Here is a 16003-nt window from a genome sequence, read left to right on the forward strand (position 1 = left end):
AACCTTTTTGATTCGCAGGGATAAGAGAACACAAACGGAGGCGGTCGGTCGTTAACAATTATCGGTGAATTAATATCTAGCATAAGTCATATAAGCGGTGCAGCAAAAGCACCGCCGCGCGCCGCACCGGCACAGTCTATGTCAGGCAATACTTGTTGCCTACGGGGGCGCTCTGGAAAGCAGCCCATTATCGTCCGACAGCATAGGCCTGCATGAGGCGCGGGGTGGCTGCGGCGCGCATCAGCCCGTCGGCATCGCGTCGTGCGGCCGTCAGCCGGCCGATCGTCCAAGGATCGGTGATCGTCAGCTTGTGGCCCTTTCGGGCGAGCGCCTCGAGCACATCCCGACCGAAATTCTCTTCCGCTATCAGGCTGCCGGGTTCGCGGCTGCGCGGATAGAAGGAGCTCGGAAAATGAGCGGTATGAAAGAGCGGTTGATCGATCGCCGCCTGCAGGTTCAGCTGGTGATGGATATGGCGCAGGAAGAAGGAAAGCTGCCACTGCTCCTGCTGGTCGCCGCCCGGCGTGCCGAAGGCAAGGGTCGGGCGGCCTTCATAGAGGCCGAGGGACGGCGTCAACGTCGTGCGCGGCCGTTTTCCCGGAGCAAGCGATGTTGGCAGGCCAGGCTTCAGCCAGAACATCTGCGCGCGGGAATTGAGGCAGAAGCCGAGGCCGGGCACGGTTGGCGAAGACTGCAGCCAGCCGCCGGACGGCGTGACGGAGACCATGTTGCCGTCACGGTCGATCACGTCGATATGCACGGTGTCGCCGCGCTTTTCGGATAGATGCGCCATGGTCGGCTCGTAGACGGCGCCGGTCTGCGAATTGACGCCGAGCATCTTCGTCGTCAGATCATGCTGCGCTTCGAAACCCGGAATGATGCCGGGGCGAAGATCGAAGGAGGCGTCCGCGCCGACCAGTTTGCGGCGTTCGGCAGCGTAATTCTCCGACAGCAGATGCGCGACGGGAACTTCCGAAAAATTCGGGTCGCCGTAATAGACTTCGCGGTCGGCAAAGGCGAGCTTCATCGCCTCGACGACGGTATGAACGAAATCGGCGCCATTCGGTCTCATCGCGGCGAGGTCGAACCCCTTCAGGATCGACAGGGTCTGCAGGAAGACCGGCCCCTGACCCCAGGGCCCTGTTTTGGCGATGGTCCAGCCGTGATAATCATAGGTCAGCGGTTCCTCGATCGTCGCCGACCAGTTGGCCATGTCGCTTGCGGTCAGTACCCCCTTGTGGCGGTTGCCGCTGGCATCCATCACTTCGGCGGTCTTCAGGTAGGCGTCGATCTTCTCGGCGATGAAGCCGCGATAGAAGGCGTCGCGAGCCGCTTCCACCTGTGCTTCCCGACCGCGCTTTGCCTCGGCTTCGGCAATGACGCGCTTCCAGGTTTGCGCCAGCATCGGATTGCGGAAATTCGCCTGCGCTTCGGGAACGCTGCCGCCTGGCAGCCAGGCTTCGTGGGAGGTGGGCCATTCCTTTTCGAAAAAGGCCGCAAGCCCCTTGATGGTCGCCGAGACCCGCGGCAGCAGCGGATGGCCGTGCTCGGCATAATAGATCGCCGGTTCCAGCACCTCGCGCACGCTCATCGTGCCGTAGTCGCGCAGCATCAGCATCCAGCCGTCGAAGGCGCCAGGAATGACCGTCGCCAGCAGGCCGTCGCCGGGGATCAGCGTCAGGCCTTCCCCGGTATAGTGTTCGATCGTCGCGCCGGCGGGTGCTGACCCCTGGGCTGAGATGACCTCGACCTTGTCCTTCTTCTTCGAATAGATCACCGCCGGCAGGTCGCCGCCGGGGCCACAGAGATGCGGCTCGACGAGCTGCAGCACGAAGCCGGTCGCCACCGCCGCATCGAAGGCGTTGCCACCCTTTTCGAGAATGCTCATGCCGACCGCAGAGCCGATCCAGTGCGTCGAGGTGACGACGCCGAAAGTGCCGAGAATTTCAGGTCGGGTGGTCAATCCGGTCATGCCGAACATCCTCCTTGGGAAATCATCTCCGGAGCCGCCGGATGAGCGTCGGATTGGTGTTAACGCTTGACGCGATTAGCTCTAACGACGCGGGAGATCCCTCTTGGGACTGAAGAAATGTCAGGATGTGCGTGGCAACTGCGAAGCGGGTATTCATGACGTCCTCAATATGTGCCTTATACAGGCACATATCGGATGCACGCAAGCAAGGCGCGAGAGGCATTCGCATCGTTGGTGCCCGCTCGCGTCAATCGCCCGCCCTGCCCGTTGTTAAGCGCGCAAAGACGCAGGCGACCTTCGAGGTGCCTGCGTCGTCGTCTGGCTATTTCTTCGCCACTTCCGCAACCGCCTCAAGAATGACCTTCGCAACCTCGGCAGGCTGGGAGATCTGGGGGGTATGGCTCGACGACAGAGTTACGACATGTGCCGAAATGTTCTTTGCCAATACCTTCTGGAGCGCCGGCTGCAGCATGAAGTCATGCTCGGCGACAATGTACCAGGACGGCTTTGTCTTCCACGCCGGCACGCCGACTTTCTCCTCGAAATTCTTTCCATTGGTCGGCTTTTGAGTTGCCTCCATCAGCGCGGCCTGCTCGGGTGAGACATCCTGTGCCAGGTACTTCGCAACACCATTGCGGGTCAGCGTCAGAAAACCCCTCTTATCCGCGACGAGTTCCGAAAACCCGGCCGGCGTGGGATAGTCCTTGTTCAAATCAGCAATCGACTGGCCTTCGCCAGGCGCGTAAGCAGCGACATAGACGAGAGACTTAACATGCTCATCACTTCCTGCTTCGGTGATCACCACACCGCCGTAAGAGTGGCCAACGAGCACGACCGGACCCGTCTGTGCCTCAAGCGCTCGCTTCGTCGTGGCAACATCGTCGGCGAGCGATGTCAATGGGTTCTGGACGGCCACAACCTTCAGGCCCTGGGCCTGGAGGAGCGGGATGACCTTGCTCCATGCCGAGCCATCAGAGAAGGCGCCGTGAACCAGAACAACGATGGGCTCGCCTTTGGCGGGCGTGCCGGTCGTGGCCGCACTCGCGCTCATCGCGCTACTGGCCAGTGCGGTAGCAAGAGCTGCTTTCTTGACAAAAGACATCATCTCATTCTCCAGAAAAAAAACACAATGGGCGAAACCATTCGGTCGCGTAGCCAACTTGTGTTCGCATTGTTTTTGATCGGCATTTTCGCCGACCGGTTTGAGGTTCTTGTCCATGGGCAAAGGTGATTGCCGAGTGATGGGTTCACTCCGGGCAATGCTTCACGCAGCTGCCGTTTAGATCTCTCCGATATAAAGAGCCGCTATGGCTGGGACGCCGAGGTTATGCATTTGAAACGAGCTAGGATAAATAGCTTTACAGTTACAACACTGGGGCCTGTGTGTTTCAAATAGAGCGCTTTCCCGCAGAACTAACCTTGCGGTCTGCGTCTTCCGCCCTCGTCCTCAGGGTCTGAGTGCTCGTCTTTCGTCGCGGCTTCGACGGCGCATTTTACGATTCGCGCCTCGGCCGCAAACTCGGCGCCGAGCGCAAGCAGTGGTGATCATGGCTCAGCCCTTGAGCGCTTGCCGTGCCTCGAGCCGAACCTCTCAAGAGCAAACTCCAAGAAGCTGCGCAACTTTGGGGTCATTCGTCTGTCGGGCGCGTATAGCAAATGCAGCTGGCGGGATTGCGCCTCATATTCAGGTAAGAGCCTCACCAGCCGCCCGGTGTCCAATTCGTTCGACACAAGCTCTAGGGGTTGGAGCAGTACACCCATCCCCGCCACGGCGGCAGCGCGTGCTTCACCGCTGTCACCTGAAAATCGTCCTGATATTGGCACTGAAACTCTACCGAATGGTCCGTCAAATGACCATTGCGTTCGCAGAGAGGTGTGCGTGAATACGAGGCATTCATGCTCCTGCAAATGCTCCGGTTTTGAGAGTTCTGCCGCTGATTTCAAGTATTCGGGTGCGGCGCAGAGCACGAGGCGAAGTGGCGCTAGCGCGCTGACTACAAGCGTGCTGTCACGCAACTCCCCGGTCCGAAAGACGACGTCGAATCCTTCCTCCACCAAATCCACAGTGCGGTTCGTCAGATTGAGGTCAATGGAAACCTCCGGATACCGCTTCAGATATTGCGGTATTGCAGGTGCAAGCGCGTGGCTACCGAAGGTTATGGGTGCGCTGATGCGAAGCCTCCCTCGCGGAACAGACCGCGTTTCTGCCATCAACGATTCGGCGGCTTCCAGCTCTGCGAGAATGTTCTTGGCTCGCTCATAGAACAATTGGCCACTGTCGGTCAGATGCTGCCTTCGCGTAGTGCGATTCAGAAGCTTGATACCAAGGCTCTGCTCCAGCGCTCTCAGGTGCTTGCCGGCGAGTTGGGATGATAGGTTGAGTTCCTGAGCCGCAGCTGAAATGGAGCCGAGCTCAACAGCTTTCACAAAGACCGTCATAGAGGCTAGCCTGTCCATTTGAAACTCAACGTTTGAAGTGTAGACCAGGACGGAAGATCTATCCGTGAAAGTTTCACATGTACATAGCTCCTGGTTCCAAGGCTTCCCCACTCCGCCTGAAGTTGCTGAACTCCCAAGGAGACCGATACGATCTCTTGCCATGAAGCAATCGCTGCAGCATTAACCGTCACCGCTTGGCCACGACCGCCGCCGCGACCGGTGCGTTCGAAGACCGCGAACCTGCCGCCGTACTCGTTGATAGCGCTCCCACGCCGCAACGGTGACTGCGAGTCGTAGGCCTCACCTGTCGCAGGCAGCCAAACAGCATGCCTGCTCTCGGATCATCTCGCAGTCGCTATCCTGCTCGAATCCATGAATCCCGACCTGCCTCGTCGATCAAGAAGGCAGGGATCGCTAACGGTTAAGTGCGGCAAAGGCGCTGGCGGCAATTAGACGCCTTGATGGGAATCGAACCACCGCTGCGCCGTGGCTACCATTAGTCAGCAGCAAATCTACTGAAAATTCCTGCCCTTGATCTTCAGGGTATCGATATCGAAGGTCCGGCACAAACATATCTCTCAGCCGAAGCCCCGGCGCCGGCCATTCGCGAGAATCCGGGCTGCCTGAAGAACGGTGCGCGAACACGTCGCCGCCGCGTCCGGTCAGCGGCCAGAATTCACTGTCGCGCCCGGCAGGCACGACAGATCGGCCGAGAGATCGAAGATCTACTTAGCGACGAGGTGTTCCACGTCGGCCTCCTACTGAATCCTGCCATTGATCATGATGGCGCCGAGCACCACCTTGCGCGAGCGCGCCGATGTTCCAACCGGCCTTACGCGACGCTTCAGTGCCGGCCGGCCAGCCAAGGAACGGCGATGCAAACTGCTCTATCCATCTAAGGTTCGCGCCAATAAAGTGGCGGTTGACGGTTGAGCAGCATGGAATCGCCGAATTCATGTGCACGGTAACCGCATGCAGTTAGAGCGGTGGAGGCATTGGCGAGGAGGCCGTCGTCCGCGAAGGCGCGCAACAGCTCGAAATGGCTTTCGCCGGGCTGGTGGACACCAGTGAGAACCGCATCGACGACGCGGAGCGGAGTGCCACATGCGATGCGCCCTTTCGCAATACCATCTCCGGCACGCACGCTGCCATCGGGATTGGCGGCTGCTTCAAGTGCGCGCACGACGCTCGTGCCGATCGCGATGATGCGGCTGCCCCTGAGCTGCGCCCGCGCTACCTGCGCCACGGTACATTCAGCGATGTGGTACGGCTCGTCGAAGGGAAGGCGCGAGTCGAGTGCGGGATCGCCGGTGGAAGAAATGCCCGCGGCATGCGTGAGTGTTGCAAAACCGATCTCGCGCCGACGCCAAGCTTGCAGTGTGCGCCAGTCGAGCGCGAGGGAAGCCGATGGCGCCTCGAACGCGATCGGCCGGGCGGCAATTCTCGTCCAAACATCCCACAGTGCCAGCGGCTCGGGAACATGCGCGTATTGAATCGGCCTGCCATGCTGCGCCAGTCCTGTAAACATGGCTGCTCGGGTGCCTTCGAAGCTGAGCTCGACAAGGCGAGGATGGTCGAGAACGCGCTCGACCCTGGCTTCAAGTGGGCCGAGCTGGAGGCGATCGCCTGATGACAGCGCAGGCGGCGGCAGCCGATCTTCCGTGCGGGTGCGGTGATCACCAGAGCCGAAGACGATCGCAAGGAAGCGGACTGGAGCGGAAGCTGACAGCCAGCTGGCCAAGCGGATCTCGATTTTCTTTCCACATCGGAGATGCGTGCCGTGAAGGCTGGCAGGCAAGGTCGCAGCGTCGTTGGCGACAACCAGATCGCCAGGATCGAACAACGTCCCGAGGTTAGCCCGCGGCAGGTCACGCATCGTGCCGTCCGCCTCCACGACGAGCAGCCTGGCCGATTGCCGATCGAGGCGATCAGCGGCGATCACGCGTGGGCTCCGGCGGTAAGAGCATCGTGACTCGGCAACGCGTCGAGCATCTTTTCGATGATCTCGGCAGCGGCCAGTTCCGGATCTTTCAAGGTCGACCGATCGGCGTCTGGGAGCGCCAGCGCGTGCAGCGGGGTGTCCATATCGCCCGGGTCGAGGGCAACAAACCTTATTCCATCTGGGTTCGACTCCGAGTCCCAGATTGCCGTCAGATGGGCAAGCGCTGCCTTGCTCGCGCCATATGCGCCCCAGCCGGGATAGGCGTTGACCGCCGCGTCGCTGGAGATGTTGATCACCAGCGCGCCGCGGCCCTCGCGCGCCGACGTGGCAAGCGCACCGAACAGGGCTTTCGTCAGCCGGAAGGCGCCGAGAAGGTTGACTACGAGGGCCGCTTCCAGCTCCTCGCACTCCGTGTCGGCAAGAAGCGCCAGAGGCACAGGACCGAGGCTCGATGCATTGTTGATCAGGACGTCGACGCCGCCAAGATTGGCACTGATCTGCATCGCGATCGGATAGATGTCTTCCTTCTTGCCGATGTCGGCGACAATGCCGTGCGCGCCCGTCTCGGCTGCGACGCGTCCGACATTCGCGGCGGTGCGGGCGACGAAGGCAACGCTCGCACCTTTCTCGGCAAGCTGCCGCACAAGCGCCAGTCCGAGACCGGAAGTGCCGCCGGTGATCCCTACGCGAAGTCCTTGAAGATCGATATTCGCCTGCATTGCGGTGCTCCTTCAATGGGTACGCGTAACTGCTACGAGTTCAAGTGAACTTGAAGTCAAGAGAGCTTCGTGCTTTTATTTATGCATGGATCCGATGCTGACCATCACCGACGTGTCGCGACGCAGCGGCGTTGCCTCATCAGCTCTGCGCTTCTATGAGGAGCGTGGGTTGATCGCATCCGAGCGCGCCGGCTCGGGACATCGACGCTACCACCGGTCCGCATTGCGGCGGATCGCTTTCATCGTCTTTGCACAGCGGATCGGGTTGACGCTTGAGGAGATCGGCGCCGAGCTCGCCAAGCTGCCGGCCGATCGGCTACCGTCACGTCGGGATTGGTCGCGGTTGTCGAGCGCGTGGGCAAAACGTATCGACCAACGCATAGCCGAGTTGCAGCGCCTGCGGTCCGGGCTTGGCGAATGCATCGGTTGCGGCTGCCTGTCGATCGACCGATGCCGCTTGGCGAACCCTGCCGACGTGGCCGGGCGCAAAGGCCCGGGGGCCAGGTATTGGCTGGGGTGAATGAGCCTCCAACGTTACGCCGAACGATTTTTCCCGATTATTCAATGCCGCCCAAATCCATATTTGCCGATAGGCTTTCTAACGACGGGCAACGTCCGACTTCCTTATTTGAGTCTTGAATGGATTCGCACGCGGGCCGCTAGTGCGAATTTCCTGTGTGCTCTGCAAGCAGCACTTTTTCTATTCGCCTCAAGGCGGTTCCCTTCGTCCATTATGCGATCTTCCTGGCCCAAAACGTCAACCCCATAGTAACAAGCCGGCCGCCGTGACCTTGCCCCCAAGTTTTTTCCAGTTTGAAGTGCGCCCCAGCGGTTTTGGGTTGCTTTGTTCGGGGCGGTAGCGGCGGGTTGCGGTGCGGAGCCATTTCGGCTGCGCAGCACCGCATCACGTCGCGGGTTGACGGTCTGGGCAGGTGTCAGCCAGCCGAGGCCGGAGGGCGGTCGGTGATCGTTGTAATCGCCGCGCCAGTTCGAAAGCGCGGAGCGAGCGTGGGTCAGTGACGAGAAGAGGGTTCCATTTAAGAACTCGTCTCGCAGCATCCATTGAAGCTTTCGATGAAAGCGTTCTGAATGGGTTTGCCAGGCTCAATGTAGTGCCAGTCCACCTTAGTCTTGTCCGTCCATTCCGGATCGCGTTGCTGGTGAACTCGCTCCCGTTGTCACGGACGATCATTTTCGTGGCTATTTAAACATTTCCGGCGAGTAGGTTCCATCGCTCTCGAACGTTTTTGCTCGTTGCTGTAGCCAATAGAGAAATTGATGGATTGAGGTCGTGGTTTCATCACCGTTACCACCCCGAAATGAATATTTTTCCGCCTCACCACTTTGGATGAGGTTCGTGATGTAGCTTATACGCGACATGACCCTAGACTCGTCGAGCGATGCTACATTGGTTTCGAACATCGTGCTATTTTCGACGTTGTTTGAATAGAGGCCGGGATTAGTTTCTCGCTGTGCGCTAGCGTCGGCCACGAGCTGTGCGGCATGGGCATCACGCGCGGTCAGCTCGGCTTTCATCTCGGGCGTGAGAGGTTTAGCTGCCCCTGGAGGCAGCTTCTTCCACACAACATTTGCGAACCTGCTCGGGTCCGTTAGTTTCTGCATCTCGCGCAATGTGTGCGGTCTTTGGGCGTTGAGCCTACTTTCAACCGCAATGTCCAGATTGCCGTTAGCTTGTGCTGTCCTAGCAGCTTCCAGCTTTTGCTCGTCAGGCCAGGACGAGGGATAGACCAATGCAGCCTTCACCTTGAGTTCCTCGTCGGGATCAACAATGCCCGCACGTAGTTTCTCTTTTAGTGATTCCCGGTCGTTGATCTCATTTTCGTTGGCGACCAGTTCTTCTTCACTGTAGCTCGGCGGACCGGCACGGCCGACAATCTGCTCGAGCTCTTTCGTCGAGGCTCCGCTTTGCGCAGCGGTTCGAACTTGCGCCGCGACGTCTTCGCGTGCCTGAACGGCAGTCGTTGTTCCTGACAAACGGAGATTTCGAAAGTAATCGGCCCCCGCACCGAATGAGCCTACTGATGAGACCAATCAGTCCTCCTATGAGAATGGTTGCTATCGTAACTGCTTAGAAAGCTTCGCTAGGGGCGCGGTTACGGAAAATGCAAGGCAACAATACAATTGCACAGTTGCCTTGCATCAAGCTGGACTCAACCCAACAAGGAGCCCGAAACTTGGGAGCCATCAACAAACACGAAGATCTCAATCGAATTTGCACCAGCGTACCAATCTTCCAAGATCACCTTGGCATTCGCATATGTGGTGTCCGGTGACGAGGCATCAGCATGTGACTGAAGAATAAGATCGTTTCCAATTCTCACTTGATCCAAGTCTGCCGCCGATTGAATACGATCGAGGAAAACAAAGTCGCTGCCTCCGACACCCGTATCTTTAATTGTCGATTGGAGGACGGTGTTCGTGTGGTAAGTATCGCCGCCGTTTCCGCCGTCGGCAAAACCTCTGCCTAGCTTCATGTTGAGAATGTCGGAACCGTCACCACCATAAAGCTCGAAGCCGATGAATTGTCCGTTGAGAACATCGTTTCCGGCTCCACCGTCGGCAATCCCTGCGTCCCAGATCGTAATCGTATCGTCTCCAAGACCGCCGAAAGCGGTGGCGGTGCTCACAACGATCGTGTCATTCCCCCCATCACCGTTGATTACTGTTCCGGCATCAATACCGGTCCCATAGTTGAACGATACGCCTTGATTGTTCCCGGCGCTGTAAATCTCATCGTTGCCGTCACCGCCAGAAATTGTATCCGCTTGCGTAGTGTTGGACGCCGGTCCAGCTTCACCGATATCCGTACCCGTGCCACCGAAGAGGACATCCGCGCCAGCACCTCCGTTGATTGTGTCATTCCCGCCGGCGCCCTCAAGCCTTATGGCGGTCACGCCGGCGGTTAGTGTGTCATTGAAATTCGAACCAATAAAACGTTCAATGTTGGTGTATGTGTCGCCAGCTGCGTCACCGCCGCTCAAAATTCCGTTCGCCAGATCCAGGTTCACGCCAGAGGAACTTGTGAGATACCAGACGCTATCGACTCCGAGGCCGCCGTCGAGCGAATCTGCACCGGCGCCGCCGATGAGGATATTAGAGCCGTTATCTCCAATAAAGGAATCGTTAAAGCTGTGCCTTGCACAACCTCGACATTCGTAAAGGCGTCCCCTGTCGCGAGCCCTGTGTGAGTGCCGGTCAGCAGATTGATGCCGAGCTGGCTTCAGCATAATCATGTCGACGCCGGCGCCGCCATTAATCCGATCCGCATTGGCACTGGCGATGAATGTGTCCCCGAAATTCGAACCCGCGATTACCTCGATACTGTCGAAGGTATCGCCCCCTCCGATCCCCGAGAACACGCCGGTTGCCAGGTTGAAGGTCATCGCGGCCGAGCTGTCGATGTAGCTTGCGGTGTCGTCTCCGACGCCTCCGAAAAACTGGTCGGCGCCCGCGCCGCCGGAGAGAATATCGTCGCCGATACCACCGTAAAGCTGGTCATCCCCGTTGCCGCCACTGATTGTGTCAATTCCATCGCCACCGTTAAGTATGTCGGCCCCGTCACCGCCGGTGAGCGTGTCGTTTCCGGTGCCGGCGGTGATGATGTTATCGCCGGCATTACCCGTCAGGACCGCGTTGCCGGTTCCGGTGAAGGTCAGGCGCTCGAAGTTGGCATAACCCGCCATGGTGTAGCTGGTCAGCGAAATGCGGATTTCATCGTCACCTTCGCCGGCGGCCTGTCGGCCGTTGCGGAGGCAAAGAACGTGTCATTGAGGTTCGAGCCGATAAACGCCTCGATACTGTTGAAGGTGTCACCGGCGGCTTCGCCGGTGTGGACACCGGTCACCAGGTTGATCCTGACGGCCGCCGCTGCGGTTGCATAGCTCGCCGTATCGGTGCCCGCCCCGATCGTTCGGATCGCTGGGACTCAAGCCTGTGGCGAGCGCGCGGAGAGGAAGACCTGCGGCTCGAAGGCAAAATCCTTGTCGAACGGATAGGTCGGATGCTGCTTGCGCAGCCGCGGCAGACGCTCGACGAACTGATCAACCACGCCCTCCGACAGCGCCATCAGGTTGGGATTGGCGATCGGCGCCAGTTCCGGCGAGAGATAGCCCGATTTGACGACGATGATCTTGGCCGCATGCGGGTCGAGCCCGAGCCGGGTGAAGTCGGCGATATTGTGGTAGGGCCGCCGTTTGGCCGAGAGCACGAGTTCGATGCCGCCGATCGAAACGACCGCCTGTCGATCGGCGAGGTCGGGGGTCTCATACAGGAACTTGACGGTGAAGCGCGCCTTGACCGGCCTGCTGCCCTTGGTATCGAGCGAGGCGCCGACGCTCAAGACAAGCTCCGCACCGACCCCCGCGGCATAACAGGCTTCGGTCGCCGCCTTCTCGGCGATACCGGCAAAGACGACGCCGTCAGCATCTTTGGCAATCAATTCGGCCAGGACATCGGCCCGGTCCCCGACGCCGCCGCCGGTCGGGTTGTCGCCGGATTCGGCGAGCACGACGGGAGCAGTCGGACTGGCGATTGCCTTGGCGACGCATTCTTCGACAGAGCCCGTCTCGCAACCGAAAACGAAATCCTCGCGCGCACCCCAATAGGCCTGGGCGAGGCGTTTGGCCTCACGCTCGAGCACGGCGCGGTCGGTGCCGGTCATGATCGCGGCAGCGGTGGCGCGCGGTTCGTCGGCCCAGACGTAGCCGACCATCAGCGATGCATCCCAGACGCCGGCCATCGCATCGATCTCGGGCAGCATCGCATAGAGGCTCTTCGCGGGTTCATCGACGGTGCTGGTGCGTTCGCCGGGCAGCACGACCGGGATCGGCGCCCAGAGAACGACCGGCTTCACGCCTGTTTTCAGGCTACTCACCAACATGGAGACCGAGCGGCGCATTGTCTCCTCGACATCGATATGCGGCGCCGTGCGATAGGTCGAATAAATATCAAGCGCATCGATGATGCGTTGGGTGACGTTGCCGTGCAGGTCATAGCTTGCCGAAACCGTGCAATCGTCGCCGACCAAAGCGCGGGCCGCGCAGATCCAGTCGCCCTCGGCATCCTCCATGCCGTCCACATACATGGCGCCGTGCATGGCAAGATAGAGCCCGTCGAGCGGCAGTAGCGGCTTCAGTCGTTCGAGGAATTCGCTCTTGAACGCCTCATAGGTGGCACGCGAAACCGGTCCGCCGGCAATGGCGCGGGCATGGATCGTCGGCAGGAATTCCGCATCATAATCTCTGAGGAAAGCAAAGTAGGGCGATTCCAACAACCCCTCGCCGCGCAACACCCGAAAATCCCTCTCTTCGTTCAGAACGGGATTGTATGTGCTGCATTCAATATGAATGCCACCGACGGCGATACGCATGGGAAACCTCGGTTGATTTGGGAGCAATCAGGAAGTGATGGCGGCGCCGGCAGATCCTCGCCTTTGGAGGCCCGGTGCCGTCTTCGGTATTCGCTCGTCATCTGACACCAAGTGCGGGCGCATCGCAAGCGACTGACTTCGCATCTTTTCCGACATCGCCATCGTACCTCCCTTCTCAGCGCAGTTGAAACCGGCGGAGCGGGCAGCCTTCGAAGCATCCGACAGGATAAGGCGGGCCTTATGCCGCGCCGATGAATATCCTCGTTTGCCGAATTCGGCCTCGAATACGCAAGATGCAATGTGCCCGACCCTGTCGTCCAGGAGTTGTGCCGCTCGGGAGGAGCGTCAAATGATCACACAGCACATTGCGGTGGGCATCGCCGTCAGCCGTTCCCCCGCGCCTGCCATCGTCTGCCAATACGGGCTTTTCGCAAAGCCACGCGCATCGCGCGCTTTGACGCAGGCGTTGGCCATGGACTTTCCATGCGCGCCAAACCGGCACGTGCAGGAGACGCCTCCCGACGAATGCGGGGCGGGCCGATGCGGCACCCCGCCCTGCCACATGCCGCAGGAACAGGAAGAATTTTTTCGCTAACCAAGGGAGGCAGCTATGTCACTGGAGACGGAAGCGGTTATTTCAGGTCCAATTGTCAGGGGAGAGACGACCGCTGCGTTCAAACGACGCTTCATGATCAGGATGATTGCCGTTCTCACCGGCGGAATGCTGCTCGACGGCTACATTCTCGGGGTCATCGGCCCGGTGACGGCTGTCATGAAGGCCGAAATGGGAATGACGACGATCGATATGGGCCTCATCGCCTCGGCTGCGCTGTTCGGGATCCTGATCGGCTCGCCGCTCGGCGGGTGGGCCGGCGACAAATTCGGCCGCAAGCCGCTGTTCATGATCGACATGGGACTGTTCGTGCTGGCCTCGGCGATGCAATTCTTCATCGACACGGTGACGATGCTGTTTGCAGTGCGGCTGCTGATGGGCATCGCGATCGGCGCCGAGTATTCCGTCGGCTGGCCGCTGATGTCGGAATTTGCGCCTGCCCGGCTGCGGGGAAGGCTGATGGGCGTCACGATCCTTGCCTGGTACGGCGGATTCATGATCGGTTACACGGTGGGTTACGTCTTGAACCTGCCGGAGCCGATGCCGTGGCGGATCATTATCGGAACAAGTACCTTTATCTCGGTCATCCTGTTCTTCGCCCGGATTGGCCTGCCTGAATCGCCGCGCTGGTTGTGGAGCAAGGGTCGCAAGGATGAGGCGCGCACGATCGCCCGCAAATATCTGGAGAGCGCCGAGGAGATGGCGGACATCGAGAGCGCGGAGGTGCGCCAAGGCCGATTCGCCGACCTATTCTCCGTGAAATATTGGCGGATGACGGCCTTCGTTTCGTGGTTCTGGTTCTGCAACGTTCTGCCGTATTTTGCGATCGCCACTTTTGCCGACAGCGTGTTGGAGCAATATGGCCTCAATGGCGGGCTTGCCGGTGGCGTCGGACTGTCGATGGTTGCGGTGGCCGGGGTCGCCGTCACGGTGGCGTTGATCGACAAGGCCGGCCGGCGTCTGTTCACGGTGCCGCCACAGTGGATCACCACGGTTGTCTTCCTGGTGATCGGTCTGTGGTCGGGCGCGCCCTCGGCCGTCGTGCTGGGGCTCTTCCTCGTCTTCTCGTTCCTGAATGCGATGAACGGGACGCTGACGAGCATCTATCCCGGCGAGGTGTTCCCCACCGAGGTCCGCGGGGTCGGCACCGGCTTTGCCGCCGCCGTCAGCCGGATCGGCGCCGGTCTGGGCACCTTCCTGTTGCCGATCGGGGTCGAGAAATTCGGCGTTTCGACCACGATGCTGGTTGCTGCGGCGGTCGTGTTCAGCGGCGCTCTGGTATCACAATTGTGGGCTCCGGAGACGAAGGGGAAGAGCCTTAGCGAAACCGCCGCCGGCTTTTCGCACTAAAGGCATGTCGCGCAAAACTGTGCAGCGGTTTTGCGATAACGACCTGCCAAAGCGCGTCGCACCGGATTTGAACCATGCGGCGCGCTTCAGCCCTTTGTGTGACTGGTCTTTTGTGCATCTGAAAGACGTGCGACCCTGTGTCGGTGATCCCTCGGACGATGATGTTATCGCATGCTGCTCAAACGCCGTTATCTCCCCTCGCTCGGTTCGTTCGCCACTTTCGAAGTCGCCGCGAAGCATTTGAGCTTTACCCTTGCCGGAAACGAGCTCAACGTCACCCAGGCCGCCATCAGCCAGCAGATCCGCGGCCTCGAAAAATCGCTGGGCGTCACTCTGTTCATCCGAAAGCACAACAGCCTCGAACTGACATCCGATGGTCAGCGGCTCCTGACTGCGGTCAGTGGTGGGCTCGACATCATTTGCGACGGGATCAACAATATCAACGCTCCCTCCGACCCTCCCGTCATCACCTGTTCGGGCACCAATGCGGCGATCGCCTGTTGGCTGAAGCCCCTCGTGAACCGCTTCCGTTCCGATCGGCCGGATGTCAGGTTCGTGCTCTTGGCCTCGGACGAAGACGACACGCTGCGGAACTTTGATGAGGTCGATCTTTCTCTAATCTGCGGAAACGAGCGCTGCGAGGTTGGGGAGAACCTCTATTATCTCTTTCCGGATATCGTCCAGCCGGTCTGCAGCCCCGATTATCTCGAACGCCACGGGCCGTTTCCGGATGCGCAAAGCCTGGAACGTGCGGATTTGCTGGATCTGCACCGCAAGCACTGGACGTCCGATGCCATCGGCTGGCATCCGGTCACCTGGGACGATTGGTTCCAGGCAAGCGGCCTTGGGGTACCGCACCTGTTGCCGGCCATGGTCAGCAACAATTATCCGCTTCTCGTGAACGCTGCAGTCAAAGGAGAGGGAATCGTGCTGGGCTGGCATCATCTCGTGAGGACGCTGATGGATGAAGGCGCACTCTGCCCGTTGTTCGACAGCCCGCTTCGGGTCGACCGCGGATATTATTTGAAGGTGAACCGGGCATCGCTGGATAAGCCGCATGTACAGGAATTCATAGATTTCGTCCTCACCGGTCTTGCGGCTTTGGAACAAGAGCACCAGCGCCCAGGCGCAGCGACGCGGGATGCGCTCTGAATTGGCGCGCTGCATAACGAAGACGTGTTATTACCTTTGCCTTCGGTAGGAAGCTGAAGGCCATGGCGGAGAGGGTGGGATTTGAACCCACGATACCCTTGCAGGTATGCCGCATTTCGAGTGCGGTGCATTCGACCACTCTGCCACCTCTCCGCGGTCAGGTCGGCGCTTGTTCGGCGCGGGCGTTCTCATAACGAGCCTATGACAGGTTGGCAAGCCGAAATCTCAAGCTTTTCCATCCTTTTGCCTTGACACCTTTCCGTCACTCGCGTATCCCGCATCCGCAATAGGAGTGGAGTAGTCCGCCCCTTGCCCGCCCCGCGCTCGCGCGGGGTTTCACCGGCAGACCAGAATTCCGGGCTAGCTCCCTGAAATCCCTGCTTAACTTCGACTGATAAAAAGACGGCCACCTGCTCGAATGGCGGGG

At 59.7% G+C, this 16003-nt stretch carries 13 protein-coding genes, 1 tRNA gene and 1 pseudogene; 4 read left to right on the plus strand and 11 right to left on the minus strand.

Features of this window, described 5'->3' with window-relative positions; genetic code table 11:
* Positions 1–187: 187 nt before the first annotated feature.
* The 5 genes from AMK02_RS20565 to AMK02_RS20585 form a co-directional block, all read right to left on the minus strand.
* Positions 188–1972 (minus strand): gamma-glutamyltransferase family protein, encoded by a 1785-nt coding sequence (locus AMK02_RS20565; RefSeq protein WP_064806410.1) that lies wholly within the window; start codon positions 1970–1972, stop codon positions 188–190.
* A gap of 322 nt (positions 1973–2294) precedes the next feature.
* The gene (locus AMK02_RS20570; protein ID WP_237358318.1) at positions 2295–3191 is read right to left on the minus strand and encodes an alpha/beta fold hydrolase; all 897 of its coding nucleotides are present in this window, start codon (positions 3189–3191) and stop codon (positions 2295–2297) included.
* Positions 3192–3517: 326 nt separating this feature from the next.
* On the minus strand, positions 3518–4411 hold the full coding sequence (locus AMK02_RS20575) for a LysR substrate-binding domain-containing protein (RefSeq protein WP_335726358.1): 894 nt from the start codon (positions 4409–4411) through the stop codon (positions 3518–3520).
* A gap of 895 nt (positions 4412–5306) precedes the next feature.
* Positions 5307–6353, minus strand: coding sequence for an S-adenosylmethionine:tRNA ribosyltransferase-isomerase (locus AMK02_RS20580; protein ID WP_064805697.1), 1047 nt, complete (start codon positions 6351–6353; stop codon positions 5307–5309).
* Positions 6350–7072, minus strand: a complete 723-nt coding sequence (locus AMK02_RS20585; protein WP_064805698.1) for an SDR family NAD(P)-dependent oxidoreductase — start codon at positions 7070–7072, stop codon at positions 6350–6352. The genes AMK02_RS20580 and AMK02_RS20585 overlap by 4 nt, the downstream gene beginning before the upstream one ends.
* 85 nt (positions 7073–7157) lie before the next feature.
* Between AMK02_RS20585 and soxR the strand changes: the two genes are divergently transcribed.
* A complete protein-coding gene (gene soxR / locus AMK02_RS20590) occupies positions 7158–7592 on the plus strand; it encodes a redox-sensitive transcriptional activator SoxR (RefSeq protein ID WP_064805699.1) in 435 nt (144 codons plus the stop codon).
* 287 nt (positions 7593–7879) lie between these two features.
* Here soxR and AMK02_RS30300 read toward each other — a convergent pair.
* From AMK02_RS30300 to AMK02_RS20605, 5 genes and pseudogenes are all read right to left on the minus strand, one after another.
* Positions 7880–8267, minus strand: a pseudogene (locus AMK02_RS30300) (integrase core domain-containing protein); the annotation flags it as partial.
* A 5-nt stretch (positions 8268–8272) separates the two neighbouring features.
* Positions 8273–9124 (minus strand): hypothetical protein, encoded by an 852-nt coding sequence (locus AMK02_RS32190; RefSeq protein ID WP_237358319.1) that lies wholly within the window; start codon positions 9122–9124, stop codon positions 8273–8275.
* A gap of 119 nt (positions 9125–9243) precedes the next feature.
* Positions 9244–10776 (minus strand): calcium-binding protein, encoded by a 1533-nt coding sequence (locus tag AMK02_RS32525; protein WP_064805700.1) that lies wholly within the window; start codon positions 10774–10776, stop codon positions 9244–9246.
* A gap of 11 nt (positions 10777–10787) precedes the next feature.
* Positions 10788–10937 carry a hypothetical protein gene (locus AMK02_RS31815; RefSeq protein ID WP_189636987.1) on the minus strand — a complete coding sequence of 50 codons (150 nt, stop codon included), beginning with the start codon at positions 10935–10937 and terminating at the stop codon, positions 10788–10790.
* Positions 10938–11018: 81 nt separating this feature from the next.
* Entirely contained in the window at positions 11019–12461 is a 1443-nt protein-coding gene (locus tag AMK02_RS20605; protein ID WP_064805701.1) for a M81 family metallopeptidase, read from the minus strand.
* Positions 12462–12810: 349 nt separating this feature from the next.
* On the opposite strand from AMK02_RS20605, the gene AMK02_RS20610 reads away from it, so the two are divergent.
* The 3 genes from AMK02_RS20610 (at position 12811) to AMK02_RS20620 (ending at position 15576) form a co-directional block, all read left to right on the plus strand.
* Positions 12811–13056, plus strand: a complete 246-nt coding sequence (locus AMK02_RS20610; RefSeq protein WP_064805703.1) for a hypothetical protein — start codon at positions 12811–12813, stop codon at positions 13054–13056.
* Positions 13057–13071: 15 nt separating this feature from the next.
* Positions 13072–14424, plus strand: coding sequence for an MFS transporter (locus tag AMK02_RS20615; protein WP_064805704.1), 1353 nt, complete (start codon positions 13072–13074; stop codon positions 14422–14424).
* Positions 14425–14595: 171 nt separating this feature from the next.
* Positions 14596–15576 carry a LysR family transcriptional regulator gene (locus AMK02_RS20620; RefSeq protein ID WP_064805706.1) on the plus strand — a complete coding sequence of 327 codons (981 nt, stop codon included), beginning with the start codon at positions 14596–14598 and terminating at the stop codon, positions 15574–15576.
* Positions 15577–15639: 63 nt separating this feature from the next.
* Here AMK02_RS20620 and AMK02_RS20625 read toward each other — a convergent pair.
* Positions 15640–15729, minus strand: a tRNA-Ser gene (locus AMK02_RS20625).
* Between the last annotated feature and the right edge of the window lie 274 nt (positions 15730–16003).

Origin of the sequence: Rhizobium sp. N731 (genome assembly GCF_001664145.1) — a bacterium.
GTDB lineage: Bacteria > Pseudomonadota > Alphaproteobacteria > Rhizobiales > Rhizobiaceae > Rhizobium > Rhizobium esperanzae.